Genomic DNA, 25,737 nt, shown 5'->3' on the forward strand with positions numbered 1-25,737 from the left:
TACGCAAAAAATCGTATCAGTAGATTGATTCTACTAATACGATTTTTTTTAATCTAATGCTTGTTCAGCTTGTTTTGCTTGGACACGTTCACTTATCTTCATAAATGGTAAGTAGAAGAACACGCCAATTATGATAGTAACTATTTGAACTAGGACGGCTCGCCAATCACCGGCAGTTGCCAGATAAGCTGATAATAGTGGTGGTGTGGTCCAAGGAACCATAACGACTACTCGATTCATGAATCCAATTGCAGTACAGAAGTAGGCGATTAGAATGCCGATAACTGGAGTTAATACAAATGGAATCATCATAGGGATGTTGAAGACGATTGGATATCCGAAGATAACTGGTTCATTAATGTTGAATAGTCCAGGAGCAATGGCTAATTTGCCTAATTCTCTACCTGATTTTTGTTTGGAGAATAGGAAAATAGCAATCAATAAACAAATTGTTGATCCGGTTCCACCCATCATTCCGAAGGTATCACGGAAAGTGTTAGTCAAAATGTATGGTGCTTGATGTCCAGCAGCAAAAGCAGCTGTGTTTTTGTTCATATTAATTAATAGGACGGGATCAAGTAAGGTACCATTGATAACTGTTTGGTGAATACCAAGTGTGAATAGAAAGTTACCAATCGAGTAGATAAACAACATTCCAAATAGACTGGTATTAACTTTTCTAAGAGGTTCTTGAATAACATTAGTAATCAATGTAACAAGATCTGTGTTTCCAAAAACGGCTAGAAGTGCAGCAATTAAAGCAAATAGGCTGGCCGTTAAAATAGCAGGAATTAAGGAATTAAAAGATGCAGATACGGCAGGTGGGATGTTATCACCTAAATTGATTTGTAAATGTTTAACATTTGATAATTTAATAAATACTTCGGTAGCCAATAAACCAACGATAATACCACTGAACATACCAGTTGTTCCTAAATTACTGAATGAAAGCATGCCAGATACGTCAACGGCCTTTTTAGCACCATTAGGAATTACACTTAATGAAATTGGCATTGTCATAATTAAACTAGCTAGTGAAATAATAGCAGCGGCAATAGAATTACTATAACTTTTGTTACGTGCCAAACAGAATCCAATTGCAGGAGCTAACATTAGACCAGCAATGTTTAGAGTACCGTTAGAAATTAAGTTTCCCCAAACTTGTAAATTGGTTAGGGTAGTACCACTTGCCAGTTTAGGAAAGACAACGTTATTAATCAAAACTCCAACACCAGCTAGGATGAATAGGGGCATGATAACGGCGAAAGCATCACGTAATGATCTCAAGTGAACTTCAGATCCAATACGTGCGGATACAGCAGCAAATTTATCTAAAAATTTTTGACCTTTGCTTTTACTAGCATCCATCTTGATCACTCCATTCTATAAAATATTTCCATTTGATTTGATAACTTCTTTAAACCAATTGAAACTCTTTTTAGGAACTCGTTTCATATCTCTAAGATCATGATTGCCACGGTTTACGTAAACCATTCCATAACGTTTTTCCATATTTCCTTGTGAACTAGGAATGTCGATCAATCCCCAACCGAGGTATCCCATGACGTCTACACCGTCAATACTTACGGCATCTTTCATGGCTTGAATGTGATCTCTGTGGTATCTAATACGATAATCATCGTTGATAGGATTCTTGCCGTCCCATTTTTCACTAACGCCAATTCCGTTTTCAATTGGGAAAAGTGGAAGATGTGTTTCATTAGAAATAGTGGTTAAAACAGTTCTAAATCCTAATGGATCGATTTGCCAGTCCCATTCGTTAGTTAAAAGATAAGGATTAGGTTTATGACCCTCGATACTGTAAAAGTTAGGGCAGGTATTTATTGGAATTAGTGTGCTGTCGATAGTTGAAGTTGAATAATAGCTGAAACTGATAAAATCACTCTTAGTATGAGAAATAATTTCCATTTCTTTAGGGTCCAAAATATCATCGAGCTGATTTAATTTCATATAATGGAGAACTTCGTCGGAATATTTTCCTTCAGTGAATAGACGAATTAGGTTGTTATCTGCAAATTCTAGGAATTTACGCGTAGCGGCAACATCTGTAGGTAATGCTGTTGCAGGATAAACTTCTTGATAGGCTAGCATGCCACCAATTTGTGTATTTGGATAATTTTCATGAACTTCATTAGCAATGGCAGCGTGGCAAAGGAATACGTGTTGTTGAATTTGATATAGATCTCTAATTGAATTGTCACCTTTGTAACCACTAATTTTGAAAGCTTCAGGAACACTGTAAAGATTTTGTTCGTTGAAAGTGATCCAGTATTTAACTTTGCTACCAAAACGTTTGAGCATTTCCTTTCCATAGCGGATAAAAGCATCAACTACATGCTGACTAACGAAACCATTATATTTTTCAGCAAGATGTAGTGGCATATCAAAATGGTACAAGCAAATCATTGGTTGAATATCATTAGCCAATAATTCATCAATTAAATCATTGTAAAATTTGATACCTTCTTCATTAAAATCGCCGTCACCTTCGGGGTTAACACGACTCCATGAAATTTGGAATCTGTAACAATTCATACCCATTTCTTTCATCAATTTGATGTCTTCTGGATAACGATGATATTCATCAATAGCGACTTTCCAATCTGAAGCATCATCAGTAGCCTTACGAATATCGTAAACAGATTTACCTTTGCCGCCTTCGTTATAAGCCCCTTCTGTTTGCATACTAGAGGTTGAATTGCCCCATAAAAAATCTTTTCTTAATTCATTCATAAAAATTATCCTCCTTTTACAACACAAATTGTACGCGCTTACAGTTAACTTGTAAACCCAAATTATTAAATTGGATTATCACGTTTTCAAACCAGATAAACACGGGTATTATATAGTTAAAGATAATATTGAGGTTAGAAAACTATGTCGAAATATGAGGAAATAGCTAACGATATCATAGAAAAAATTAGATCTGGTATTTACAAATCGGGCAATCCACTTCCTGATCAAAAGACGATGGCAACAGAATATTCAACGAGTCGAATGACACTACAAAAATCATTGGCAATATTAAAAACTAAGGGTTACGTTTATAGTCAACAAGGTTCAGCAACTTATGTGAAAAATAATGCTGACAGTATTGCTAACATGGATATTGGTGTAGATCAGTACGTTGGTACTTCAAGTCTATTAGGGAAGGATCACAAGGTAGTTAGTAAAATAATTGAATTTAATTTGAGATACCCTAATGATGATGAACAAAAGGATTTGAAGATTTCTGCTACTGATGCAATTTATGATATAAAAAGATTGCGAATAGTAGATGATGAACCATATGCATTGGAATTCACCAAGATGCCAGTAAATGTTATTCCGGGAGTTAATGATGATGTTTTGCATAAGTCAATTTATGGTTATATTCAAAAAGATCTGAAATTAACAATCGGTGCGGCAGATAGGACCATTATGGCAAAAAAGCCTAATAGTGAAGATATTAAGTATCTGAAGATAGATAAAACAGATCCAATTTTGAATGTAAGCCAAGTAGTTTATTTAGACGATGGAACTCCATTTGAAAAGTCTTCGACGGATAGATCTTATGACACTGGTGGTTATAGGGTATTTCTTTCACATAAAAGTGATTTTTAATAAAAATAAAAGAGTGTTCATATCATTTCCAATGTAAATATTGGTTGATATGAACACTCTTTTTTTATTTTTGGTAACAAATAATAGAACAACTCATTAGTCCAGACCAATCGGGCTTTTTGTGGAGGACGGCACGTATCTAAGAATTTCTTATTTTAACCTTAATTAATCATCAAGACCATACCACCGTTGCGATGCTATAACTTAACTATGCTTTTTAACAGCAAGTAAATAATCGCAATAGAGGTGAACTCTTGGCAACGAAGAAGAAAAAGAAATACCTATATGAAGTCGATTTAATGCGAGTTCTCTTTATCGGCGGAGTTCTACTTAACCATACGACAACAGCTTTTAAGAATAATGTCGGCAATGGTTCAGGTAGTCAATTATTTATCGAAGCAACCCACTTGATGCTTCACTTTACCAGAATGGGTTTTATGTTTATGACCGGACTCGTTTTGGTTCTAAATTATTATAATCGCGATAATCATTGGCTACACTTTTGGAAAAAACGTTATATCAGTGTTGGTATACCTTACATTGGTTGGAATGCAATCCTAATGTGGTTTGCTACCGTTACAGCTGGTGTAGCGATAAGTTGGCCGGATTATTATAAAAATTTAATTGATGCCATCATTCATGGAAACAAGTATTACATGTATTACATCTTAGTAACGTTCCAGTTGTATCTAATTTTCCCATTGATAGTTTATATGTTTAAAAAATTACCAAAGCATCACACTGCTATTCTAGCAGCTAGTGCAATCATTCAACTGTTATTAGTGATAGGAATCAAGTACTGGCTGCCAGGTGTCGACCGTGACAGTTGGTGGTACTTATTTAGAGCTTATGGAATGAACGTTTTGGTTTATCAATTCTACTTTATAGCCGGAGCCTTTGTGGCGATTCATTATGATCAGGTAGATAAGTTTATTGAAAAAAATCATCGTGTGATTGGTTGGTCAACTTTGGTTATGGCTATTGGAACAGTGTTCTTATTCTTTGGTAACCAGAACATTCTAAAACTAAGTATGAGCGCAACTGAATCGATTCATCAACCGTTTATCTTCATCTACGATACGTTCATGATTGCCTTTGTTTTCTGGATTGGGCGGCAATATGCTCATGCTCGAAACAATGGATTACCAAAGATAATTGATCGTATGGTAAGTAATATGGCCAAAGTATCCTTTGGAATCTACTTGGTACAAACAATTCCAATTACATTGTTATATGGGATTCTCAGCATGGTTAAAGTTCCATCAATCGTCATGTTGTTGCTATTACCATTAGGATACGCATTTGTATTAGGCGGAGCCTTTCTTATTTCATGGTTCTGCTACAAAGTTCCCCCATTTGGAGTATTAATTGGACGTCCACAATGGCATTTAAAAAAAGGAGTTAAAAAATATGTCAGAAATAACGAATCTATTAAACAAACAGTTAAAGAATAATAAAAATGAAAAAATTATTAAAGATGAGACCACAAATAAATGGTTCACAGGGCTTGAGTTTGGAGAAGACGTTAATGATTTAAAAAAGACGTTGATCGACTTGCACATAGGATTAGGTGATGTCGTCTTGGTATGTTTACCAAATACGGCCGCTTATCCGGTCTTAACACAAGCTCTTTGGGAAGTGGGCGCAATTATGCATCCTATTTCGGCCACGACACCTGAAAGAGAACTACAACAAGAATTGAGTGATCATGATTACGTGGCCTCAATTGTAGGCGAAAACTTGGTTAATGCTGTTCTGGATGAAAGAATGACTATTGTAACGGCGTTACATTTACAAACTTACTCAATTTTACACATCATTCGTGATCGTAAATTGATGGGCCACGAAGCTGCACTTCCAAAGGAAGATGATCTAGCTTTGATCCTCAATACTTCTGGTACTACAGGCAAGCCCAAGCGAGTTGGGTTGACGCATCGTATTTTGAAGAATGCTGCAGAACATGATATTGAAAGTCACCAAATGAACCAACATGACACAACAATGATAGTTATGCCGATGTTTCATATCAATGCTCAAGCTATTTCAATTCTTTCGACTAGATTGTCTGGTGGAAAAATTGTTGTAACTGAGAAATTTAGTGCTTCCAAATTTTGGAATCAGATTCGTGATAACGGCGTTACATGGGTTTCAGTTGTTCCAACAATTGTAAATATTCTATTGATAAATAAAAATTCTCTAGCGGCTTATAGTAATGATATTAAATTACGTTTTGTAAGATGTTCATCATTTGCTTTACCACTTGATAAATTAACTGAATTTCAAACTAAATTCCATACGAGAATTCTTGAAGGATACGGTATGACGGAGACTGCTAGTCAATGTACAATTAATCCTTTCGATGCACCTAAAGTTGGTTCAGCGGGTAAAGCCTTTAAGACTGATGTCGCTATTATGGTTGATGGAAAAGTGGTATCTGAAAGTAATCAATTAGGTGAAATCGTGGTTAAAGGTGACCATGTTATTAGTGATTACTTAGATCCACATCCAGATTCATTTAAAGATGGTTGGTTCTTAACTGGTGATTTAGGTTATCTCGATAATGACGGTTATCTTTTTGTTAAAGGTCGTAAGAAGGACATTATCAATCACGGTGGTGAAAAAGTTGCGCCTGCCCAGGTTGAAAATATTCTGAGCCAATTAAATTTTGTCAGAGAGGTTTCAGTTATTGGAACTCCTGATACTCTATATGGTGAGGCCGTTACGGCAGTTGTCATCACTCGTGGAGATCAGGATGAAGAATTGGAGCGTCGCAAGATTATGGCGCATGCCAAAGCTAGCTTGGCGAATTATGAACAACCAACACGAATTTTCTTTGTAAAGGATTATCCTCGTAATGCTACTGGCAAAGTAATTCGCTTGAAGTTACGTGAACAAGTAATGTCAGCGTTAGTAGGTAAGCGTGCATGAATAAAAGAAAAAGAACTCTAAAGAAAATTTTAATCAGTGTTGTTCTACTTTTCTGGGCCGTGGTTGCCTTGTATGGCTTTAAACAGACTGATACAAGTAGTTCTAGTTCAGGCCTAGAAACAGTGACAATTGGTTATCAAAAGGGTGATCCTTTCGATATTGCCAAACAACGTGGTGAATTTGTTAAGAAGATGAAGACTAAAGGTTATAAAGTGGTCTTCAAAGAGTTTCAAGATGGTAATTCTCTAATGCAAGCTTTGAAAGCAGGTAGTGTCGATTACGCTAGAACAGGTGATACACCTCCAGTTTCAGCCTTATCAACAGGGACTAAGTTGACCTATGTAGCGGCTGGATCTTCTAAAGCCAAAGGTTCAGGAATCCTGGTTAAGAAATCTTCAAGTATTTCTTCAATAAAAGATCTGAAAGGTAAGAAGGTTGCTTATACCAAAGGAACTAGTTCACAGTACATGTTATTGGCAGCTTTGAAGAAAGCTGGAATGAGTGCTAGTGATGTTACTTGGGTCAATATGGACCAATCAAGTGCCAGTGTAGCCTTTTCTAAAGGTAAGGTAGATGCTTGGGCCACTTGGGATCCTTACACTTCACAAGCTGAAACTAATCAGAATGCCAAAGTACTAGTTGATGGTTCTGGAATAACGAATAATCGTGATTATGTATTATCAACACAAAGTTATGCTAAGGAAAATACTGAGGTTTCTAAATATTTAATTAAGTATCTAGAAGAGGATATGCAATGGGCTAACAACAACCATAGCGAACTCATAACGATGATGAGTAAGTCCTTGAAAGTTTCTAAAGCAGTAGTCAAGAAAATGGTAGAACGCCGTACTTATGGTATCTACACTATGAATGCTACTTATGCTAAGGAAGAACAAAAGATTGCTGATACCTTCTATGATGCAGGACTGATCGATAATAAAGTAACTATTAGCGATTCAGGTGATTATAAGTAGAATAATATTGAATTAAGGAAGTCGACTAAATAGTCGGCTTTTTTGTTATAATGTTAAAAACAACCTATCACTATAGTATAACGATAAAAATGAGCTTTATTGTAATTGCAACCGAGGGTTTCTGTTCAATGAGATCCACTTAAGATATGCTTTTAAATATTAAACGAGGTGGACTTAATGAAAATAGGCAAACAATTACAGGATCAACGTAAGCAACATAATATGTCACAAGAGGATTTAGCAGCTGAATTAAATATTTCTCGTCAAGCAATTTCTAAATGGGAAAATGGAACTTCTTTACCTAGTTTCACCAATGTGATTGCTATAAGTGATTTGTTTGATATTTCTTTGGACAAGCTTATTAAAGAGGATCCGGCATTAATCAATAAATTTGAGCATGAAAAGATAGGATTAACCAAAGTAGAAACAATTATTACGGTCGGATTTGTGTTGGCATTTATAGTCTTAGGAGTTTGTTATTTTTATGGAGTTACTTCACATGAGATGATGGATTGGATTTCGTTATTTGAATTAGTTACTGGTATTGGTTTTTTAACTAATATTAAATGGAAATTATTCAATAAATCACTCAATAAAAGAGCAGTTATTTTTGGCATATTACTATTAGCTTTATTTTTGATACCTCAGATTATGCATGCTACTCCTGAAATTATTAAAGGAATAGATCAAGGTATTTCTTACGGTAGTTAATAACGAATGCATAACGATGTATTTTTTATAAAGGAGTCGACTTTAGGTCGATTCTTTTTGTATATTTAAGTGACAAAGTAAAAGCAACCTCTAGGTTCTCGTCCAATTAGATAATTACATCTAGAATTGTAACTAAATAAAGGGGGCACCAAAATGAAGATTGGTGATTAGTTACAAAAACAGCGAAAATCACATCATATGTCACAGAACGAATTGGCAGAGAAACTTCATTTAACCAGACAATCGATTTCAAAGTGGGAAAATGGAACGACGTTGCCTAGCTTTGCTAACGTAATTGCCATTAGTGAAATATTTGGTGTCTCTTTGGATGAGTTAATCAAAGGAGATGTTGCTCTAATGGATAAACTTAAAGATGATGGAAAGATTAGGTTGACCAAGCTTGAAACAATAGTCATTACGGGACTCGTATTCGTAGCTATTGCTCTGGCAATTATTTATGGAACGGGAATATCCATGGATGATGTGAGTGATTGGATGTCAGGATTCTCTTTAATATTTTTTATTCTCTTTGCCAATAGCATTAATCGAAAGAAGTTTAATGAAAGTCTTAATAAGAAGACCGTGATTTTTGGAATATTATTATTAGTTACGATTGTAGTGCCATTTATTATGGGAATCTTTAGTGGTTTCTTACAGGAATCGATTAGATTACAGAAAAATGTTTAAAGAAATAGCCCCAATAGCTCAAAATCGAGTTGTTGGGGCTATTATCGTTAATCTTCAGAATTAAAGTCAATCATGGGAAGTGTCATAGCTGGGAAACCACTTGCTGCAGTCATCATTGAGACTAATGGGCGTAAATAAGATAGTAAAATCGTTGCAGCATCTGTTTGTAAAATTTGCAAAGCGTCAACATTGGATATGTCATCATCAACTTTAAAATACGAAGATATTTTACTAGATATTTTATATGGTACCTGGTCTTGATCAAGATTGACGAAAAGACTTAAGTAAACTGGAACAGCTGAGCTCCAATCTATTTCTAATTCCGGAGGCATTTCGATCATAGTTTTAATATCTAATTGTTCGAGGCCGTCGACGATGTCGAACTGTTCGTTAACTTTGAGATCGAATTCCGAAACAGTGGGATCATCAAATTCTAAATATCGATCAATTTTATTCATGATTCTCCTCCATTCATTTTCGTAAGTTTAGCACGTTGCCGAAAAAAACGATATTTATCTGCCATTCCAATAAAAAAATCGACCTTGAAGGGTCGACTTTTTAAGCGGTTTGTTTTTGAATTTCCTTTTCACCTAGAATTTCGTTGAGGACTCGATCGGCTACAATACCGATTTGACCAGCATTACGATTCTTAGGACAATCTTCTTCATAGTAATTAGTTGATTCTTTCATAACGACGATGCGGTCGGCCATACGAGCAGCTTCATCGACATCGTGGGTTACAAGGATAGTTGTAAGATGCTGTTTTTGACAAACATCAAGGATCAAATCCTGCATTTTTCTTCTAGTTAAGGCATCTAATGCGCCGAGTGGCTCATCTAACAATAAAACTTTAGGATTAGTCATCAATGCTCTAGCTAGGGCAATTCGTTGCTTTTGACCACCTGATAATTGATTAGGAAAGTGATCGGCGTAATCGCCCAATTCAACAAGATCTAATAATTCTTTGGCATGTGCTTTAGTATTTTTATCTTTAGAGCCAAATGATAAATTGTCTAAAACATTCATCCAGGGAAGTAAACGATCTTCTTGGAACATCATTCTCATAATGGAGCGAGAGTTGTCTTCACCAACAGTGATCGACCCACTAGTTGGTTTTTCTAATCCAGCGATCAACCTTAAGAGGGTACTTTTACCGCCACCACTCATACCAACTAAGGCAATGAATTCACCTTGATTAATATTGAGGTTTACATTTTCCAAAGCGGTTAGATCTTGATACATTTTATTAACATTTTTAATTTCAATCATTGAATTTTTATTCATTTAAACGTTGCTCCTTCCAGTTGTTTGCCATTCTAGTAGTAAACTTTCAAAGCTTTTAGCGACTAAGTCAGAAATTTTACCTAAGATGGCGTAGACGACAATACATAAAATAACAGTTTCCATATCCATGAAATCTTCAGCATTATTAGCCATATAACCAATACCAGAACTGGCTGAAATAGTTTCGGCGACGATTAATGTAGTCCACATCACACCTAAGGCATAACGGATACCAACAAGAATTTGTGGTAAGGCAGCTGGGAAAATAATTTTGAAGAACATTTGGCTTTTGGAGAGTTCATAAGATTTTCCCATTTCAATCAAGTCGGGATCGACGGAACTGATACCGTGGAATGTATTGATATAGACTGGGAACATTGTTCCAATAGCCACTAGAGAGATTTTGGCTGATTCATTGATACCAAGCCATAAAATAATTAATGGGATAAGTGCCAAATGAGGGATATTACGAAACATCTGAATAGAGGAGTCGAATAGTAAACGACAAGTCTTTGACATTCCGTTGATAAATCCGAGGATAAAACCAACTCCACCACCAATCAAAAGACCGACAGTTGCACGATAAAGACTGATACTTAAGTTTTTAGGCAGTTCACCACTTTGGGTTAGCTTGATTCCATCTTGAAGCACCGCTAGAGGTGATGGTAAAACGGAACTTGATAACCAACCTAAAGTAGAACTGACCTGCCAAAAAAGAATTAGAATAATCGGCAAGAGAAATGGTAATAATTTAGTTACGGGAAGAACGAACTTCCTCTTTTTGCGTGCTATGGTCAAAGAATCTTGCATCGACTAAGCCTCCTTTAATTGTTGAGTCACTTCTTGAGCTAGAAGTGTACGTTGAATTTTTCCAGTAGCATTCTTTGGTAATTGACTACTAAAGATATACTTTGTGGGACGTTCAACAGGTAATAACTGCTCATTTGCTAATTCATTCAACAATGCGAGTTGGTGTCGATGATCTTGACTGATTTCAGTTGGGACAATAACAGCAGTAACAGTCTCACCGTAGATTTTGTCAGGAACACCAATTACGGCCATTTCACGGACAAATTTCAAAACGTTAAGACAATCTTCAACGGCAAGCGGATTTACATTTTCACCACCACGGATAATCATTTCTTTGCTACGGCCAGAAATTTGGAGATAACCATCTTCATCCAAGGAACCCAGATCTCCGGTTAAAAGCCAACCATCATGGAAAGCTTCAGGTTGAGGATCGAGATAGTGTGTAATAATACTTTCACCTTTAATGGCAATTTCACCTACTTGACCGACAGCCATCTCTTCATAATTGGTACCGAGAATCTTTAATTCAGTACCAACTGGCAAACCAACACTATTTTGAAGAGGCCGGTCCAACGGATTTTGAGCGATTTGGCTAGCTGCTTCAGTCATACCGTAACTTTCAATTAAAGGAACGTTGAAACGACGATTGAATTCCTCGTGAGTACTAGGCAATAACGGTGCTGAAGCGGTTCTGAGAAATCTCAGATTGTTGTCAGTTGGTTGTTGGTCACGCTGTAGCAGAATGGCGATAATAGCTGGTGTGAGTGAGACCCAAGTTACCTTTTCACTACTGACTTCTTTCCAGAATAAGTGGGCACTGAATTTAGGACGGAAGAGTAACTGTCCATGAGATAGACGAGTAGCTAGGTTGGAGATAACCAAAGCATTGATATGAAACATTGGCATCAAGATAAAAGTGCTATCGTGACTAGTGAGTAACTCGCTATCAATGACGTGGAAAGCACCAGCTAAGAGTTGATGGTGTGTTAAACCGACCCGTTTAGGTTTCCCTGTTGTACCAGAAGTATGCATGATGATCATCATCGGGAGTTTCATTGAGATGTGCAATGTGTTTGTTGCGGATAAAAATTTGTACTTCAGGTTCATGTAAAGTGGTTAAACGGGGTTGATTAGTAAAAGTATCTTTTAAGATAGATAGTTCTTTAATATCTTCATTAAGAATAATTGCTGAATAATTATATTGATCTTCCAGTTCACTAATTTGAATTTCAGTAGAAACCGGATTAATGGGTTGTACAATAGCACCAATGTCCCAAAGACTTTGAATAACGATAGAGTAGGAAACCGAATTAGACAAAGCAACTAAGACGATATCGTTATGACCAATTCCTTTGTTTTGCCAATAGTTTTTCCAAACATTTTCTTCTAAGTTAAGTTGACTACCAGAGTACCAGTGCTGACCAGCATCTTGCATCAAAGGACGAGAAGAGCCAGCAATTAATTGTTGTTTTAATCTTTCTGTAAGTTCTGACATAAGTAATACCAAGTCCTTTCACTTGTTTAATTGTTCGATTGAATAAACATAGTTTACAAGGAAGATAGAGAAGTAACTACTTAGTTTCGATAAGGTTTTTATAAGAAGATCTTAGAAAGAGGAGAGGATTCCACAGACTCGGAAATTTCAGGACTGTAGCAAACCGGAAGAAATGGATCGGTGGAATCCATTTAAGCAGCATACTTGAGAAAAGTAGCCAGACCGAGAAGATCTAAATCAATAAAAAAATAGAACACTGCCGTCCTCCGCAAAAAGAAAATTTGGCTGGAACGCCATGGGCCGACTTAGAGCTAATTATTTAATGGATCTCTGAGTTCAATCATTCTCTAAGCAATAAATCGCTAAGGAAATCTCATAACTGAGCCAAATTTCTTGTTGCTCCAGACTAAATCCCGCTTTGTTTAGTAGCTACTGTAAAATCTAACCAATAAAAAAATCCAATCCCAGAAAGGATTAGATTTTATCAAAAATAATTTTAAAAATACTACCGCGAGGATGATTATCCAAAACTTCAATAGTACCGTTATTCAATTTGACCAGTTGTGCCACAATAGATAGTCCCAAACCACTACCCTTGATTTCGTTAGAATGAGAGGTATCAACCCGGTAGAATCTTTGGAAAATAAGTTTCTTCTGATCATCAGGAATACCCATACCAAGATCAGTAACCGATAATTCAACTTTATTATTAATATCCTTTAAACTTAAGTTAATAGGGGTATTGTCATCAGAATATTTATTGGCGTTGTCTAAAAGAGCTACAATAATTTGTTTCAAAGTATCAGAGTTTCCAGAGATATGTAAATTGGGATCAATATCTAAAATCATTTTGTGAGGGATCGAAGGTTCGTAGTGTTGGCCAATTTGTTCAGTGATCTCTGATAAGTTTTCATCCTGTAGAATAACCTTGGCTCGATCGGCTCGAGATAGGTGTAAGAGATTCTCAATTAAATTCTGCATTCTTAAGGATTCCTCGTCAATGAAATCGAGTGATTCAGGAATGACTTCGGGATGTTTGTCACCATGACGTTTGATTAAATTGATATTGCCTCGAACTGCCGCAATTGGTGTACGCAATTCATGTGAGGCGTTGGAGACAAAGTCTTTTTCACGCTGTAATCGTTGATTTTGGGCAGTCAGTAATTCATTAAAAGCGTTACCTAACTCGTGAATTTCTTGTGGACTCTGTGGTACTTCTAAAGTAGGCTGATCAACTTCAGAATTTTTAGTCGTATTCTTAGTTTCTTTGACTAATTGAATGGTAGGAGCACTTAATTTGGCGGCTAATTGATGTGCCCACCAGGTTCCAAAACCTAACGTAATGAAGACAACAATACTGATAATGATTATTAAGAGAATTAAACTATTGATCAATCGATTTAAACTGACCCAAATTTGATAAGTTGTATTAGAGTCCTTTTGTGAAAAGAATAAAAAGAATCCAAAACTTTTGACGTAAACAACATTTTTGCCAAAAATACTGAATTTCTTTTGAGCAATAAATTTCTTGGAAGCCGAGGAGGTCATAATAACTTGTCCCTCCCGGCCTGATGTTGCAGTGATAGATGACTTATTAGTTTTGACTCTGATAACGGTATTTTGTTTGGAATGACGATTATTTTGATTATTCCAGTGGATAAAACTAGGAATATCGTCAATGTTAGCTCGATTCAAACTCATCATTTGCCCTTGAGCCTCATGAACTGTCATCAGGGATTGTTGTACACCAACAATAATTAAGATTAAGGCACTGATTGATAAAGTAATGATAATGACTAATTTCTTAATGCCGTTGTTAATTAGTTCTTGATAAGTGAGTTGCTTGTCATTCATTCTGTCACATCCTCAAGTGAGTAACCAACGCCTCTGATAGTTTGAATAAGAGGTTTATTTTTTTTGCCATCGATTTTACTTCGTAAGTAACCGACATAAACATCAACAACATTTTGTTGACCCAAGAAATCTTCACCCCAGACGTTATCAAGTAATTCGTCACGAGTGAAAACTTTGCCAATATGTTGAAGGAAGAATAGCAAAAGATCGTATTCACGTCTAGTTAGTTGAACAATTTCGTCACTTCGAGTTACTTGATGTGACTTAGTATTCAAAATCAAATCAGCAATTTGATAAGTTTGGTCAGGTTCTGATAGATGTTCAGCACGTCTTTGAATAACGCGAACCCTTGCTAGTAATTCTTCGATTTCAAAAGGTTTGGTGATGTAGTCGTCAGCACCATTATCTAATCCGGCAACTTTGTCACCAATGTAATCACGAGCCGTCATAACGATAACGGGAACCTGATCATGCTTTCTGATACGACGTAAAACTTCCATACCATCGAGTTTAGGTAACATCCAATCTAAGAGAATCAGTAACAGGTCGTTTTGATGTTTTTCGTATAAGTCCATAGCTTCAGCACCGTCATTAGCGATAACTGTTTTAAAATCCTCAAATTGTAATTCTTTACTAACGTAACTCGAAAGACTACGTTCATCTTCAACAATTAAAATCGTGTTTTTCATTAACAAATCTCCCAAATAATTATTTAGTTTATTATAAACACCTTTTAATAAAGAAAGCTAAAAATTCCAATTGGTTAGTCTTTAACTTTACTGAGTGGTAAGAGAATATAGCATTTTTTTGAATCGGTTTATGTTACACTACCAATTGATCAGTTAAAAAGGATGACTTAAATGGAAAAAGCAATTGAGATTCTCAAGAAGAATAACTACAAGGTAACTAAACAGAGAACAGACTTAATTAGTTATCTGAAAAATTTTACAATTCATTACGTTGCCATCAACGATATTGCCAATTACATGCGCAATCTCTATCCTGGCATGAGCAATAATACAATTTATCGTAATCTAAAAGAATTTGCGGATATTGGATTGGTTGAGTATCAGGAAAAAAATAAAACACTGGTAAAGTATCAATGTGATTTTGAACACCGTCATCACCACCATTTTGTCTGTAAAAATTGTGGCCGGGTAACAGAGCTGAAGGCTTGTCCAATTGAATTTTTCACCGATCAATTACCAGGTTATACAGTTGAGGGGCATGCCATAGAAGTTTATGGATTGTGTGCTGACTGTACTAAGAAATTGGAGAAAAAAGAAGCATAAAGTAAACAGATTGTTATTCTAGTTTAGAAATTTAAAACAGCACTTATTTAGGATAAACGTAAATATATACGTTCCTAAATAAGTGCTGTTATTTTATTCCAAATATCACTCTGGAACCCTTAAATTATATTTAGTGGCTCAAGCGCCAGTTCTTATAACTTAGACCTAAGAAGTAAGCAATTACTTCAAAAGTTGAGATAAAGAAGGTTACGGGCCAGTTTGTTATAAATGCCAAGTATAATCCTAACCAAACTCCGATTAATGAGAGTCCAACGGAAACAATAATCATTTTAGGTACCGAGTGAACTATATATTTAGCAGTAGCGGCTGGTAATGTTAATAGTACAAAGACTAATAATGAACCAACGATTTGTGCACCGATACTTACACTCAAAGCCAAGGTAATTAAGAAAGTAATTGAGAGTAATTTAGTTTTAAGTCCAGCGGCTTGAGCACCAATGTGATCAAAAGAATCGAAGGATAGTGGCTTGTAAAAGATGATGAAGATCAAAATAACAAAGATGGCTAGAATCAGTAGTTGATGAACTTCTTTAGCACTGATACCAACGATACTTCCAAACAGGATATTTGTGGCATAACTGCTTGATTCAGAGGATAACGATAGAAAAAGAATTCCTAAACCTATAAACAATGAAGAAATAGCACTGATTGAAGCCTCACGACGGGATGACTCACTGCTTAAACTACCAACAGCAATTGAACTAACTAGAGTGAAAAGGATCATTCCCGCTAAGGGAGAAATGCCGATTAAGATACCAAATGATGCTCCAGCAAAACCTATTTCTGACAATGTGTGAGAAAGAAAGGACATGTTTCTCGAAACTACGAAAACACCTACTAATCCGGCTGTTATTGCAATAAAAGTACTGGCAATAAAAGCCTCACGCATAAATTCATATCCAAACATAAAATTATCCCTCCATCTCGAACATATCTTTAGAAACCTTTTGCACATCGATAGGTTCAATCGTCTTATTTTTAAAGAGAAGAGCCTTTTTAGTGTATTTCTTTGTTAAATCATAATCATGAGTAATGAAAATGACAGTTATATGGTACTTATGGTTCAACTCTTGAACTAAATCCATCAGTTGGGTTTTGACTTCTACATCTAAACTGGCTGTCGATTCATCCAAAATTAAGATTTTAGGATCATTCAATAGTGCTTGAGCCAGATAAGCTTTTTGTTTCTCACCACCAGAGGCCAAACCTAATGGTCGATCCTTGATTTCCGTTAGACCAGTTCTTTTGAGAATAGTTTTAATTAAAAGATTGTTTTGACGGCGTTTTTCAGGATTTAGTGTTACTTTCAAATTCAAACGAATGAATTGTTCGATACTAAGTGGATAGTCAGAATCGACATTTCGGAATTGCGGAACGTAACCAATCGTTTGACTGGAAGTCTGAATGGTACCGCTAGAAGGTTTTTCTAAACCAATAATTATTTTGACAAGGGTGGTCTTACCTGAACCATTAGGACCAACTAAGCTGATGAAATCACCATCGTTGATTTGAAAGTTTAAATTCTCAAAAACTAATTGATTACCGAATCTTTTTGATAAATTTTCTACTTTGATCATAATTATTTCTCACTTTGTAAAATTTTGTTGAGGTCCTTATATTGTGACAGCATCCACTGTTTGTAAGTTTTACCCTTAGGAAGGGTTTCTGTAACTTTTAGAACGGGAATATCATTAGCCTGAGCCTTTTTAACGAAATTATTGATAATTTTGCTGTCAGTCTGTGTGTTGAAAACTAAGAAGGCAATTTTTTTATTTTTAATACCTTGATTCATCTGTTTGATATTGGCTGGAGTAGGATCCGTGCCATTTTCAATAGCTTTTTCAAAAGATTTATTGGCAACTTTAAAGCCGATTGATTTAAGTGAATAATCGAAAACTGGTTCACTGACATAAACATTTTTATTTTTGGAATTTTGTGACTTCTGACGCAATTTTGTTAATTCGTTTTGAACGGGTTGAAGTGAACTGATGTATTTCTGAGCATTATCTTCAAAATAAGTTTTGTCATCAGGATCTTTTTTTGCTAATTCTTTGGCTAAATATTTAGCATACTTAGGCATGGTTTGTGGTTTGTACCAAATATGAGGATTGTCGCCGACTTTTTTGTTCATGACGTTTTCACCAATTTTGATGAAAGTACTATTGTCATTTTGATTTAGTTTGTTCATCCAAGAATCATAGCCTAGGCCGTTAGCAACAGTGATATCTGCATTGCTGACTTGCTTGGCTACATTAGTGGTTGGCTCATAATCATGAGGATCGATTGCAGGATTATTAATAATAGAAGTAACGGTTCCTTTATCTCCAACGACTGCTTTAGCAACTTCAGCGTAAAAATCAGTCGTGGTAACGATTTTAATTTTGGAATCGTTGGATTTAGTGGCGGTCTTATTTGAACAACCAGCTAAAACAAATAGAAAGATGAGAAGTAAGAAACTTAATAGGCGGTATTTTTTTAAATTCATTTTTAAACTCCTTAATGATAAATATTACTATTCAATCATAAATTAAGTGTCTTTAAATGTAAATGATAATATTTATCATTTACGTCATTAACAAAAAATAATTATAAGCTCCTTATAGCACAAAAAGGGATGCAATCCTAAAATTATGTACCAAAAAAGCCTGCCAATTCGTAATTCAACTGACAGACTTCTTTTATTTATTCAGAATATTTTTGAATGTTTTTAGCTAACTTGATTATCCTACTTTTGATGTCATCACGAGCGTCACGAAAATCCTCCATGACCTCGGCCTCATCACCAGTACTTTCAGCAGGATCATTGACGGGCCAATGTAACCAACGAGTTGACTGGGGAATAATGCATTTATCACGTGCTTCACCACAAAGTGTTATGACAAGATCAGCTTGATTCATAAAATCATTATCGATTAATTTGGATGTTTGTTGTGAAATATCAACGCCATCTTCCGCCATAACTTTTACAGCTAATGGATTGAGACCACCGATACGGATACCAGCGCTTCTAACGTCCCATGTTGGCAAATATTTCTTAGCATAACCTTCAGCTATTTGACTCCGACAGGAGTTTCCGGAACAAAGAAAATATAATTTTTTATTCATTATTTTTTATTCCTAGTTTAATTTGACATTCAGGGCAGAGACCATAAACTTCCATATGATTACCAGAAATCATGTATCCGGAAATTTCAGCGGTCTTTTTTTCGAGCCCTTTTTCGGTGTCACTGAATCCTGGATACGTAACGTCTACAATACGTCCACAATTAGTACAAATAGCGTGGTAATGGGGTGTTCCGAAGTAATCATAATGAGTACTTCCATCACCATTCTGAAGTTCCACGACTAAATGATGGTCAACGAAAGTATTGAGGGTATTATAAATCGTAGATGCCCCCATATTGGGTAATTCCTTACCTAAAGCATCACGAATTATTTCAACAGTAGGATGATTATGATGGCTAACTAAGTAGGCCAAGATAATGTGACGTTGGGGAGTAACCCGAAGCTTGTGATCCTTTAGGATTTGTAACGTTTCTTCCATTACGGCATTACTAGCCATGAGCAATCTTCCTTTCTACTTGAGAATCATTACAAAGTAATTATATTACTAAAGTTTGAAAAATGGCAATAATTTGAGTTTAATTGTGAAACCATTTTAATGACGTGAACAGTTTACTTTTCAGAAAATAAGAGGTATTATGTACTCGTTAATAGATGAGAACCATTCCAATGTAATGAAAAATTAAGGAGTGAGTACCATGCCTAAAACAAAGAAGAAACAAAGTTTGGCCGAGAAGATCAACGTAATGCGTGCCAGTGTAATGGGCGCTAACGATGGAATTATTTCCGTTGCTGGTATCGTTATCGGTGTTGCTAGTGCACAAAGCAATAATCATGCTATTTTCCTATCTGGAATTGCCGGTATGCTAGCCGGAACTATTTCAATGGCAATGGGCGAATGGGTTTCTGTAAGTACCCAACGTGATACTGAGAAACGTGCTATTGAAAAGGAATCTGCTCAATTAGATGGCCATTATGATGAAGAATTTAGTTATATTCGTGATAAATATCAATCTACGGGTATTTCAAAAGAATTGGCCACTCAAGCCACAACGGAAATGTTGAGCGATGATCCTTTGGATGTAGCGGTTCGTGAAAGATACGGTTTCAATCCCAAGGAACAAACAAGTGCCATTGCGGCGGCATTGGCTTCGATGATTTCATTCCCAACGGGATCAATTTTACCCTTAGTATCAATTACGATGTTTCCCCAAAGTATTAAATTATTTGCAACTGTGATTGCTGTTATTATCGCCTTAATGATTACTGGATATGCTGCCGCAACTCTTGGTGGAGCTAAACGTAGCAAGGCTGTTATTAGAAATGTCGTTTCAGGATTGTTAACTATGTTTGTAACCTATGCGATTGGATCACTATTTGCACATTAGTAAGGAGGAAGAAGAATGAAAACTATGTCAGTTTCAAAACCAAAGAAGCAAAAGAAAACAATGGCGGAACGTTCGAATACCCTTCGTGCTGGTGTGTTAGGGTCCAATGATGGTATTTTGACCGTTGTCGGAGTACTGTTTTCAGTCGCCGTTGCTACAACTAATACATTTACAATTTTTATTGCTGGTTTGTCAGATCTGTTGGCATGTGCTTTTTCAATGGCTTCTGGGGAATATGCCTCAGTTAGCTCTCAAAAGGATACTGAAAGAGCTGCAATTGAAAAAGAACGTGAATTGATCAAAACCAATTATCAAGACGAATTAGATGTAGTAGCCAATTACTACGTAGAACGTGGCGTTAAAAAGAATACTGCTGACAGCATTGCCAAAGAATTAATGGAAAAAGATGCCCTAGGAACAGTAGTAAGAGTCAAGTATGATCTACAATTAGGACATTATATGAGCCCATGGGATGCTGCATTTTCATCACTAGTATCAGCAGCATCAGGTGGAATTTTCCCATTAGTAGCAATGACATTATTACCTGCAACAATAAAGTGGCCAGGAACAATTTTAGCTGTAACATTATCAGTCGCTTTAACCGGATATTTAAGTGCAAAGTTAGGAGACGGATTAGTTAAGACTGCTATTATTAGAAATGTTATTGTAGGAATAATTACTATGGCAATACACTATTCAGTTGGATTAATGCTATAAAACAAAGAGCGAAGCAAGGACGCCCAGCTCGTTTCCACTATATTGCCAAGTACATTGGTTATTCCAAAATAGAAGAAAAAATAGGATGCACCCAATCAAAAGAAGAAAGGGTAGCATCCTATTATTTTGTCTTCAACATGAGATCTAAAGATTTTTGTAATTCAGCCAATTGTTTTTCGTCAGTACAATTGGAATTACGACGAATATTTTGTGCGATAACCAATTTCATAGCTTTATCAACACTAGACTTAACAGCAGACAATTGCATAAGGACTTCATTACAAGCCTTACCTTCGTCCATCATCCTAAGTACAGCATCAAGTTGACCACGAGAACGTTTAAGACGACTAATAATCTTTTTACTAGCGACTTCTTCGGGCGTTTGTGTCATAAGTAACCTCCCAAATTGATTTCATGTTCCAATTATACCTATGCGGGTACCGGGTAGCAAATAATTGCTTTATTTTTTCTACAATCATTGATAAAACAAAATAGTTGCCAAAAATTACCCTAGGGGGTATATTATTTTACATAGATATGAGAAGGAGATTGAATGATGGCTAATATTACAGAATTATCAGATAAGACATTCAATGACGAGACAAGCAAAGGCCTAGTCATTACAGATTTTAATGCAGACTGGTGTCCTCCATGTAAAATGATGAACCCAATTCTTGAAAAGTTATCATCAACAGATGAGTTAGGCGACAAGATTAAATTTACATCAATGAATGTAGATCATAATCCAGACACACCAAATAACTTTGGAATTCAAGGAATCCCTACATTTATCATCAAGAAAGATGGTAACATAGTAGGACGCATGGTTGGATATCAACCAGAGGAGAAGTTCCGATTAGAGTTAGAGAAATATATGTAGAGAGCGGAGCAAAGGCGTTCAGCTCCTGAGGACTGAGATAGTTGGTCTTGCACAGGAATCTGATTTGCATAGCTCGTTTGCACTATACATGGTTATTTAAAATAGAACTAATTGACTCCAGAATAAAAAGTTTCTCCAAAGAAATTGTTAAACCAATAAATATAAAGACTACTTAAATATAAATATAAGAAATACACTAAAATTAGACGAATATAAGTAATAAATTATGGGCAAATCAGTAGGCGGGTTTGTCTATTTTTTTGTCCTAAAAAGGTACTATTGGTACGTAAATAAATAGAAAATTTTCTTGTAATCGATTACAAGTGCTGGTGCTATAATGATCCTGAAAAATATATAGAGGCGATTATTATGATGCAATTTGGAAAAAAAGTAAATTTCAGACCATTATTAATTAGTTTGTTTGTTGGCTTTATACCTGGAAATGTTGCTTATGTGTTCTTTCAAAATGGCTGGGTAGGTCTCTTTGTTGGGCTTTGTTTCTTTAGTATTATATTTTTTGCTCACTATTATCCTGAGCTACCCGAATTGTTCAGTTACTGGCAATTCGATGGGGAAACTCTTAAATACAATAATATGGCTAGTCCTAAAAAGAGATTAGTTATGATGTTTTTTCCAAGCTTTGCCAAAATGGATACCGTCAAGAAATCTCAAATAAAGTTGGTTAAATTAATGGGGGATGTTAAAAATCAAACAGAACTTCCTTCAATGGTTCCATTTTCTAATGCTTATAGTATTTTCTATTCACGTTTATCAATGATGAAGAATCCTGTAGGCATCGAGATTACAACTACTGATGATAAAAAGATCTATTTGAACGCCGCCAGGGATTATGCTTATGATAAGGAAAAAATAGTTAAGGAAATTAATAGTTTTATGGGTGATTTTTCAAGTTTAAAGAGTGTATGAGAAGATAGTTTGATTTGCTCAAATCATTACGAATACTTTGAATTTGACCGTCTTTCATCAGTAAAACGTGGTATATTGTCATATAGAAAAACGGTTACATAGTTTATTCAAAGGGATGATGAATAATGGATGATGTACCAAAGACGGTTGGACAAATAAGTTGGTTCGAGGGGGAAATTATTACCATTGATTTTGGTCGATCAGTTCAATTCGATCCAAAACAATATTCGGAACTAACTGACTTGGGGCGTTGGATAGATGCTGATGATCTATCGAAATTTTATTTAGTTAAAAAGGCTGAGGCAATCTTTCCAGATGATACCATTAATCAAGTTTTAGGTAGATTGAACTTGAATGGTTATGAATTGATTCATAGCAATGCCACATACGCATAGGCGAAGCGCCTTCAAGTATTAAGGAAAATAAGAGCAGGTAATCACACTTGATTACCTGCTCTTATTTGTTATTGGAAAGTTACATATCTTTGATCCCAAATATTTTCGAAAAATGAAATTGTGTCTTCGGCAATCATATAATTGTTGTCAAAAGTGGTTGTCATATCATGTTCCATGATGATTTTGTATCCCAATCCATGTGCCATGATAATTGTGGCATTACAACAATATTCCGTTTGGGCACCACAGACTTCAATTGTTTTGATGCCATTATCTTTAAGAACTTTCTCTAAATCAGTTTTGTAAAAGGCGTTGGGGTGGGTTTTCTCGACAATTTTGTCGTTATCTTTTCGATCCAGTTTGTCAGATAAATTCCACAGATCACTGTCACGCTCTAGGTCCTGATCATGATGCTGAATAAAAATAATAGGTAAATTGGCTTGTCGATATTCCTTGATGCGTTGATTGATATTATTGATTAAATCATTGAAATTGTAACTGTATTGGAGAGCTTTCTGCATATCTATAACTAAAAGTGCTTCCGCCAATTTTGGCATAAGACCACTTCCCCTAAAGTTTTTTATAACTTGAGACTAACATTAACGCAATCGATATGAAAGCGATATCCGTTGCTTTTCATCGCATTAAAAAATTGGCGGCTGTGATTAATTCGTTTTATAATGAGGAATAATAAATTTTAAGGTAAAAAAATGAAAAAATTAAAAATAGTTTCTATTATTATAGGTGTAATTCTTGTTATCGTTCTAGCAATAGGGGGAGTCTTTACCTATCGAACTCAGCAGGCGTTGAAATCCTTGGATACAAACAAAAATAGTGTTTCTAAGAAAATCAGTCAGGGTAAACCTTTTTCTATCTTACTTTTGGGGGCCGATACAGGTGCTGATGGTCGTGTTGGTCGTGGTAACTCGGATACAATGATGTTATTGACTTTGAATCCAAAGAAAAAGAATACCGTTGCCTATTCGATTCCACGTGATGCTTTGGCTGAAATGGTCGGTGATAAGCAAAAAAATGTTCAGAAAATAAATGCAGCATACAATATTGGTCTCTCCGATATGGCTAAAAATACAGTTGGTAGTTTATTGGGTGTGCCAGTTGATTATCATGTTGCAATCAACATGGATGCATTAAAGAAGACAGTCGATTTTGTTGGTGGTGTAACCGTCAAAAGTGATTTGAAAGTTTCCTTTGATGGCGTAACGATTCCTAAAGGGACACATCATTTGAATGGGAAGCAAGCATTAACTTATGCTCGGATGCGTTATCAAGACCCACGTGGTGACTATGGCCGTCAAGTTAGACAGCAACAAGTTTTAAAAGCCGTCGTTGATAAGTTAGAATCACCAAAATATTTAGTGAAAATTCCAGATTTAATTACGGATTTAGGAAAAGATATAAGTACAGATTTAACTTCAAAAGAAATTGATGAGATTATTTTGAAGTATCATAGTAGTGCTGACAATATGGATTTTAATCAGATTCAGGGCAAAACGGCTTGGATCAATCAAAGCTCTTATCAAATCTTACCAACTTCAACTATGCAAAATGCTTCTAATAATTTAAGAGACAATTTAGGTTTGGAGCCTCAAACTTTGAGTAATACTGAAACGAAACTGAATGCTAAAAACAAAAAATTCTTCGCGAACGAAGATGATATTGACTATGATACATTCGGCTTGGATACAACGCATTATACTGATAGTACATATTAGAAAATTAAAAATTAAATAAAAAACAACGACATCTATTCAGAATATAATCTTCTGCGTATTAATACGGGAAGAACAAATTCTTATAATAGATGTCGTTTTTTTAATATTAAGAAATATTTATAACGTTATATCGGCGGTGATTGAGCTGGTTTTATATGGGAAACGTGATTCGGAAATTTCAAATGGTTGACCATCGTCAAGATAGCTTAACTGACGAATTACCAAAACAGGCTGTTCGATTTTAGTAGCAATACCAGTTTCAACATCTTCTTGAGAAGCAGCTCCGGCACTAATGATTCTATGGCTACCTTCAATACTTAATCCATCTTTTTGGAGATGAGCATAAATGGAACCTTCTAGAACCTTTTCCGTCAAAGTGGTAATAGAAGTAGGCATAACAGTGTGTTCATATGCGAATACTTCTCCATTAACAAACCGTACACGACGAATGACATAAACTGGTTCGGTTGGTGCAATGATTAGTTGGTTAGCTTCCTTAGCAGTAGGGATACGAGCCGATAGTTCCAAAACCTTACTAGTAACTTTTTTACCTTGATTAGTTAAGGTAGCACCAAACGGTTTATCAATAGGGGAAACTTTACCGAATTTACTAGAATTGATTTCGGGACTGTAATCCTTTCGGACAAAAGTTCCGGAACCTCTTTTTGAATAAACCATACCTTCAACGATTAAAAGCTGTAGAGCCTTGTGGACCGTTATTCTTGTTGTGTTGTAATCTGTTGCAATTTGATTTTGGTCGGGCATCAATTCTCCAGGTGCGTATTTACCGGAATTGATCTCTTTTCTTAAACCGTCAGCAACTTCCTTATATTTGTACGCCATGATATCTTCTCCTAAAACTCACTCTTCACCCTAAGTTTATCATTAAAATAAAAGTTTTTCGCTTTATTTTAAAAGTATATACTTTTAAAAAATAAAGTGTTTACATTGAAA

Annotated in this window: 29 protein-coding genes and 1 pseudogene; 13 read left to right on the forward strand and 17 right to left on the reverse strand. The window is 35.6% G+C overall.

Going from position 1 to position 25,737, the window contains the following annotated elements:
• Positions 1–48: 48 nt before the first annotated feature.
• Together FD33_RS05345 and FD33_RS05350 are read right to left on the reverse strand one after the other, a co-directional pair.
• A complete protein-coding gene (locus tag FD33_RS05345; RefSeq protein WP_025084557.1) occupies positions 49–1,368 on the reverse strand; it encodes a PTS sugar transporter subunit IIC in 1,320 nt (439 codons plus the stop codon).
• 15 nt (positions 1,369–1,383) lie between these two features.
• Positions 1,384–2,754, reverse strand: a complete 1,371-nt coding sequence (locus FD33_RS05350) for a glycoside hydrolase family 1 protein (RefSeq protein ID WP_082603700.1) — start codon at positions 2,752–2,754, stop codon at positions 1,384–1,386.
• A 144-nt stretch (positions 2,755–2,898) separates the two neighbouring features.
• Here FD33_RS05350 and FD33_RS05355 point away from each other — a divergent pair, with 144 nt between their 5' ends.
• From FD33_RS05355 to FD33_RS05380, 6 genes are all read left to right on the forward strand, one after another.
• Positions 2,899–3,624 (forward strand): GntR family transcriptional regulator, encoded by a 726-nt coding sequence (locus FD33_RS05355; RefSeq protein ID WP_025084556.1) that lies wholly within the window; start codon positions 2,899–2,901, stop codon positions 3,622–3,624.
• Between the two features lie 254 nt (positions 3,625–3,878).
• The gene (locus tag FD33_RS05360) at positions 3,879–5,078 is read left to right on the forward strand and encodes an acyltransferase (RefSeq protein WP_056955824.1); all 1,200 of its coding nucleotides are present in this window, start codon (positions 3,879–3,881) and stop codon (positions 5,076–5,078) included.
• Positions 5,035–6,552: an AMP-binding protein gene (locus FD33_RS05365; protein WP_025084555.1), complete on the forward strand. Its 1,518-nt coding sequence runs from the start codon at positions 5,035–5,037 to the stop codon at positions 6,550–6,552. Before FD33_RS05360 ends, FD33_RS05365 begins: the two co-directional genes overlap by 44 nt.
• Entirely contained in the window at positions 6,549–7,526 is a 978-nt protein-coding gene (locus tag FD33_RS05370; RefSeq protein ID WP_025084554.1) for an aliphatic sulfonate ABC transporter substrate-binding protein, read from the forward strand. The genes FD33_RS05365 and FD33_RS05370 overlap by 4 nt, the downstream gene beginning before the upstream one ends.
• A gap of 177 nt (positions 7,527–7,703) precedes the next feature.
• The gene (locus FD33_RS05375; protein WP_025084553.1) at positions 7,704–8,237 is read left to right on the forward strand and encodes a helix-turn-helix domain-containing protein; all 534 of its coding nucleotides are present in this window, start codon (positions 7,704–7,706) and stop codon (positions 8,235–8,237) included.
• Between the two features lie 198 nt (positions 8,238–8,435).
• A complete protein-coding gene (locus FD33_RS05380) occupies positions 8,436–8,924 on the forward strand; it encodes a helix-turn-helix domain-containing protein (RefSeq protein ID WP_051564092.1) in 489 nt (162 codons plus the stop codon).
• Positions 8,925–8,971: 47 nt separating this feature from the next.
• On the opposite strand, the gene FD33_RS05385 is transcribed toward FD33_RS05380, so the two are convergent.
• From FD33_RS05385 to FD33_RS05410, 7 genes and pseudogenes are all read right to left on the reverse strand, one after another.
• Positions 8,972–9,382 (reverse strand): protein-export chaperone SecB, encoded by a 411-nt coding sequence (locus FD33_RS05385; protein WP_025084552.1) that lies wholly within the window; start codon positions 9,380–9,382, stop codon positions 8,972–8,974.
• Between the two features lie 100 nt (positions 9,383–9,482).
• Positions 9,483–10,115, reverse strand: a pseudogene (locus FD33_RS05390) (ABC transporter ATP-binding protein); the annotation flags it as partial.
• 93 nt (positions 10,116–10,208) lie between these two features.
• Positions 10,209–11,018: an ABC transporter permease subunit gene (locus FD33_RS05395; RefSeq protein ID WP_025084550.1), complete on the reverse strand. Its 810-nt coding sequence runs from the start codon at positions 11,016–11,018 to the stop codon at positions 10,209–10,211.
• Positions 11,019–11,021: 3 nt separating this feature from the next.
• Positions 11,022–12,062, reverse strand: coding sequence for an AMP-binding protein (locus FD33_RS13020; RefSeq protein WP_034543820.1), 1,041 nt, complete (start codon positions 12,060–12,062; stop codon positions 11,022–11,024).
• The gene (locus tag FD33_RS13025; protein ID WP_034543818.1) at positions 12,019–12,513 is read right to left on the reverse strand and encodes an AMP-binding protein; all 495 of its coding nucleotides are present in this window, start codon (positions 12,511–12,513) and stop codon (positions 12,019–12,021) included. The genes FD33_RS13020 and FD33_RS13025 overlap by 44 nt, the downstream gene beginning before the upstream one ends.
• Positions 12,514–12,987: 474 nt before the next feature.
• Positions 12,988–14,367 (reverse strand): sensor histidine kinase, encoded by a 1,380-nt coding sequence (locus FD33_RS05405; protein ID WP_025084549.1) that lies wholly within the window; start codon positions 14,365–14,367, stop codon positions 12,988–12,990.
• Positions 14,364–15,056: a response regulator transcription factor gene (locus tag FD33_RS05410; RefSeq protein ID WP_025084548.1), complete on the reverse strand. Its 693-nt coding sequence runs from the start codon at positions 15,054–15,056 to the stop codon at positions 14,364–14,366. Before FD33_RS05410 ends, FD33_RS05405 begins: the two co-directional genes overlap by 4 nt.
• Positions 15,057–15,227: 171 nt before the next feature.
• Here FD33_RS05410 and FD33_RS05415 point away from each other — a divergent pair, with 171 nt between their 5' ends.
• Positions 15,228–15,659, forward strand: a complete 432-nt coding sequence (locus FD33_RS05415) for a Fur family transcriptional regulator (RefSeq protein WP_025084547.1) — start codon at positions 15,228–15,230, stop codon at positions 15,657–15,659.
• Positions 15,660–15,789: 130 nt separating this feature from the next.
• Here the strand turns inward: FD33_RS05415 and FD33_RS05420 are convergent, their stop codons facing one another.
• From FD33_RS05420 to FD33_RS05440, 5 genes are all read right to left on the reverse strand, one after another.
• Positions 15,790–16,587 carry a metal ABC transporter permease gene (locus FD33_RS05420; RefSeq protein ID WP_056955825.1) on the reverse strand — a complete coding sequence of 266 codons (798 nt, stop codon included), beginning with the start codon at positions 16,585–16,587 and terminating at the stop codon, positions 15,790–15,792.
• A 4-nt stretch (positions 16,588–16,591) separates the two neighbouring features.
• Positions 16,592–17,257: a metal ABC transporter ATP-binding protein gene (locus FD33_RS05425; RefSeq protein WP_034543816.1), complete on the reverse strand. Its 666-nt coding sequence runs from the start codon at positions 17,255–17,257 to the stop codon at positions 16,592–16,594.
• Positions 17,258–17,259: 2 nt separating this feature from the next.
• On the reverse strand, positions 17,260–18,165 hold the full coding sequence (locus FD33_RS05430) for a metal ABC transporter solute-binding protein (protein WP_025084544.1): 906 nt from the start codon (positions 18,163–18,165) through the stop codon (positions 17,260–17,262).
• A 197-nt stretch (positions 18,166–18,362) separates the two neighbouring features.
• Positions 18,363–18,785: an arsenate reductase (thioredoxin) gene (gene arsC, locus FD33_RS05435; RefSeq protein WP_025084543.1), complete on the reverse strand. Its 423-nt coding sequence runs from the start codon at positions 18,783–18,785 to the stop codon at positions 18,363–18,365.
• Positions 18,778–19,242 carry a Fur family transcriptional regulator gene (locus FD33_RS05440; protein WP_025084542.1) on the reverse strand — a complete coding sequence of 155 codons (465 nt, stop codon included), beginning with the start codon at positions 19,240–19,242 and terminating at the stop codon, positions 18,778–18,780. Before FD33_RS05440 ends, arsC begins: the two co-directional genes overlap by 8 nt.
• Positions 19,243–19,441: 199 nt before the next feature.
• Between FD33_RS05440 and FD33_RS05445 the strand changes: the two genes are divergently transcribed.
• Together FD33_RS05445 and FD33_RS05450 are read left to right on the forward strand one after the other, a co-directional pair.
• The gene (locus FD33_RS05445; RefSeq protein WP_025084541.1) at positions 19,442–20,131 is read left to right on the forward strand and encodes a VIT1/CCC1 transporter family protein; all 690 of its coding nucleotides are present in this window, start codon (positions 19,442–19,444) and stop codon (positions 20,129–20,131) included.
• 15 nt (positions 20,132–20,146) lie between these two features.
• A complete protein-coding gene (locus FD33_RS05450; RefSeq protein ID WP_034543814.1) occupies positions 20,147–20,848 on the forward strand; it encodes a VIT1/CCC1 transporter family protein in 702 nt (233 codons plus the stop codon).
• 121 nt (positions 20,849–20,969) lie between these two features.
• Here FD33_RS05450 and FD33_RS05455 read toward each other — a convergent pair whose 3' ends face one another.
• Positions 20,970–21,239, reverse strand: a complete 270-nt coding sequence (locus FD33_RS05455; protein WP_025084539.1) for a metal-sensing transcriptional repressor — start codon at positions 21,237–21,239, stop codon at positions 20,970–20,972.
• 165 nt (positions 21,240–21,404) lie between these two features.
• Between FD33_RS05455 and FD33_RS05460 the strand changes: the two genes are divergently transcribed.
• The 3 genes from FD33_RS05460 (at position 21,405) to FD33_RS05470 (ending at position 23,050) form a co-directional block, all read left to right on the forward strand.
• Positions 21,405–21,728, forward strand: a complete 324-nt coding sequence (locus tag FD33_RS05460) for a thioredoxin family protein (RefSeq protein WP_034543812.1) — start codon at positions 21,405–21,407, stop codon at positions 21,726–21,728.
• A gap of 369 nt (positions 21,729–22,097) precedes the next feature.
• Positions 22,098–22,655, forward strand: a complete 558-nt coding sequence (locus tag FD33_RS05465) for a magnesium transporter (protein ID WP_025084537.1) — start codon at positions 22,098–22,100, stop codon at positions 22,653–22,655.
• 125 nt (positions 22,656–22,780) lie between these two features.
• Complete coding sequence (locus FD33_RS05470) at positions 22,781–23,050, forward strand: hypothetical protein (RefSeq protein WP_025084536.1); 270 nt, start codon at positions 22,781–22,783, stop codon at positions 23,048–23,050.
• 68 nt (positions 23,051–23,118) lie between these two features.
• On the opposite strand, the gene FD33_RS05475 is transcribed toward FD33_RS05470, so the two are convergent.
• Positions 23,119–23,607, reverse strand: a complete 489-nt coding sequence (locus FD33_RS05475; protein WP_056955826.1) for a cysteine hydrolase family protein — start codon at positions 23,605–23,607, stop codon at positions 23,119–23,121.
• Between the two features lie 153 nt (positions 23,608–23,760).
• On the opposite strand from FD33_RS05475, the gene FD33_RS05480 reads away from it, so the two are divergent.
• Entirely contained in the window at positions 23,761–24,783 is a 1,023-nt protein-coding gene (locus FD33_RS05480) for an LCP family protein (RefSeq protein ID WP_025084535.1), read from the forward strand.
• A 117-nt stretch (positions 24,784–24,900) separates the two neighbouring features.
• Here FD33_RS05480 and FD33_RS05485 read toward each other — a convergent pair whose 3' ends face one another.
• Positions 24,901–25,626 carry a GntR family transcriptional regulator gene (locus tag FD33_RS05485; protein ID WP_025084534.1) on the reverse strand — a complete coding sequence of 242 codons (726 nt, stop codon included), beginning with the start codon at positions 25,624–25,626 and terminating at the stop codon, positions 24,901–24,903.
• Positions 25,627–25,737 lie beyond the last annotated feature (111 nt).

The sequence above is a fragment of the Companilactobacillus paralimentarius DSM 13238 = JCM 10415 genome (assembly GCF_001434985.1).
Lineage (GTDB): Bacteria > Bacillota > Bacilli > Lactobacillales > Lactobacillaceae > Companilactobacillus > Companilactobacillus paralimentarius.

What these genes read in the sequence shown, in the direction of transcription:
- FD33_RS05345 (WP_025084557.1), bottom strand. Translation starts at nt 1,368, where the DNA reads ATGGATGCTAGTAAAAGCAAAGGTCAAAAATTTTTAGATAAATTTGCT.
- FD33_RS05350 (WP_082603700.1), bottom strand. Translation starts at nt 2,754, where the DNA reads ATGAATGAATTAAGAAAAGATTTTTTATGGGGCAATTCAACCTCTAGT.
- FD33_RS05355 (WP_025084556.1), top strand. Translation starts at nt 2,899, where the DNA reads ATGTCGAAATATGAGGAAATAGCTAACGATATCATAGAAAAAATTAGA.
- FD33_RS05365 (WP_025084555.1), top strand. Translation starts at nt 5,035, where the DNA reads ATGTCAGAAATAACGAATCTATTAAACAAACAGTTAAAGAATAATAAA.
- FD33_RS05370 (WP_025084554.1), top strand. Translation starts at nt 6,549, where the DNA reads ATGAATAAAAGAAAAAGAACTCTAAAGAAAATTTTAATCAGTGTTGTT.
- FD33_RS05375 (WP_025084553.1), top strand. Translation starts at nt 7,704, where the DNA reads ATGAAAATAGGCAAACAATTACAGGATCAACGTAAGCAACATAATATG.
- FD33_RS05380 (WP_051564092.1), top strand. Translation starts at nt 8,436, where the DNA reads ATGTCACAGAACGAATTGGCAGAGAAACTTCATTTAACCAGACAATCG.
- FD33_RS05385 (WP_025084552.1), bottom strand. Translation starts at nt 9,382, where the DNA reads ATGAATAAAATTGATCGATATTTAGAATTTGATGATCCCACTGTTTCG.
- FD33_RS05395 (WP_025084550.1), bottom strand. Translation starts at nt 11,018, where the DNA reads ATGCAAGATTCTTTGACCATAGCACGCAAAAAGAGGAAGTTCGTTCTT.
- FD33_RS13020 (WP_034543820.1), bottom strand. Translation starts at nt 12,062, where the DNA reads ATGATGATCATCATGCATACTTCTGGTACAACAGGGAAACCTAAACGG.
- FD33_RS13025 (WP_034543818.1), bottom strand. Translation starts at nt 12,513, where the DNA reads ATGTCAGAACTTACAGAAAGATTAAAACAACAATTAATTGCTGGCTCT.
- FD33_RS05405 (WP_025084549.1), bottom strand. Translation starts at nt 14,367, where the DNA reads ATGAATGACAAGCAACTCACTTATCAAGAACTAATTAACAACGGCATT.
- FD33_RS05410 (WP_025084548.1), bottom strand. Translation starts at nt 15,056, where the DNA reads ATGAAAAACACGATTTTAATTGTTGAAGATGAACGTAGTCTTTCGAGT.
- FD33_RS05415 (WP_025084547.1), top strand. Translation starts at nt 15,228, where the DNA reads ATGGAAAAAGCAATTGAGATTCTCAAGAAGAATAACTACAAGGTAACT.
- FD33_RS05420 (WP_056955825.1), bottom strand. Translation starts at nt 16,587, where the DNA reads ATGTTTGGATATGAATTTATGCGTGAGGCTTTTATTGCCAGTACTTTT.
- FD33_RS05425 (WP_034543816.1), bottom strand. Translation starts at nt 17,257, where the DNA reads ATGATCAAAGTAGAAAATTTATCAAAAAGATTCGGTAATCAATTAGTT.
- FD33_RS05430 (WP_025084544.1), bottom strand. Translation starts at nt 18,165, where the DNA reads ATGAATTTAAAAAAATACCGCCTATTAAGTTTCTTACTTCTCATCTTT.
- arsC (WP_025084543.1), bottom strand. Translation starts at nt 18,785, where the DNA reads ATGAATAAAAAATTATATTTTCTTTGTTCCGGAAACTCCTGTCGGAGT.
- FD33_RS05440 (WP_025084542.1), bottom strand. Translation starts at nt 19,242, where the DNA reads ATGGCTAGTAATGCCGTAATGGAAGAAACGTTACAAATCCTAAAGGAT.
- FD33_RS05445 (WP_025084541.1), top strand. Translation starts at nt 19,442, where the DNA reads ATGCCTAAAACAAAGAAGAAACAAAGTTTGGCCGAGAAGATCAACGTA.
- FD33_RS05450 (WP_034543814.1), top strand. Translation starts at nt 20,147, where the DNA reads ATGAAAACTATGTCAGTTTCAAAACCAAAGAAGCAAAAGAAAACAATG.
- FD33_RS05455 (WP_025084539.1), bottom strand. Translation starts at nt 21,239, where the DNA reads ATGACACAAACGCCCGAAGAAGTCGCTAGTAAAAAGATTATTAGTCGT.
- FD33_RS05460 (WP_034543812.1), top strand. Translation starts at nt 21,405, where the DNA reads ATGGCTAATATTACAGAATTATCAGATAAGACATTCAATGACGAGACA.
- FD33_RS05465 (WP_025084537.1), top strand. Translation starts at nt 22,098, where the DNA reads ATGATGCAATTTGGAAAAAAAGTAAATTTCAGACCATTATTAATTAGT.
- FD33_RS05470 (WP_025084536.1), top strand. Translation starts at nt 22,781, where the DNA reads ATGGATGATGTACCAAAGACGGTTGGACAAATAAGTTGGTTCGAGGGG.
- FD33_RS05475 (WP_056955826.1), bottom strand. Translation starts at nt 23,607, where the DNA reads ATGCCAAAATTGGCGGAAGCACTTTTAGTTATAGATATGCAGAAAGCT.
- FD33_RS05480 (WP_025084535.1), top strand. Translation starts at nt 23,761, where the DNA reads ATGAAAAAATTAAAAATAGTTTCTATTATTATAGGTGTAATTCTTGTT.
- FD33_RS05485 (WP_025084534.1), bottom strand. Translation starts at nt 25,626, where the DNA reads ATGGCGTACAAATATAAGGAAGTTGCTGACGGTTTAAGAAAAGAGATC.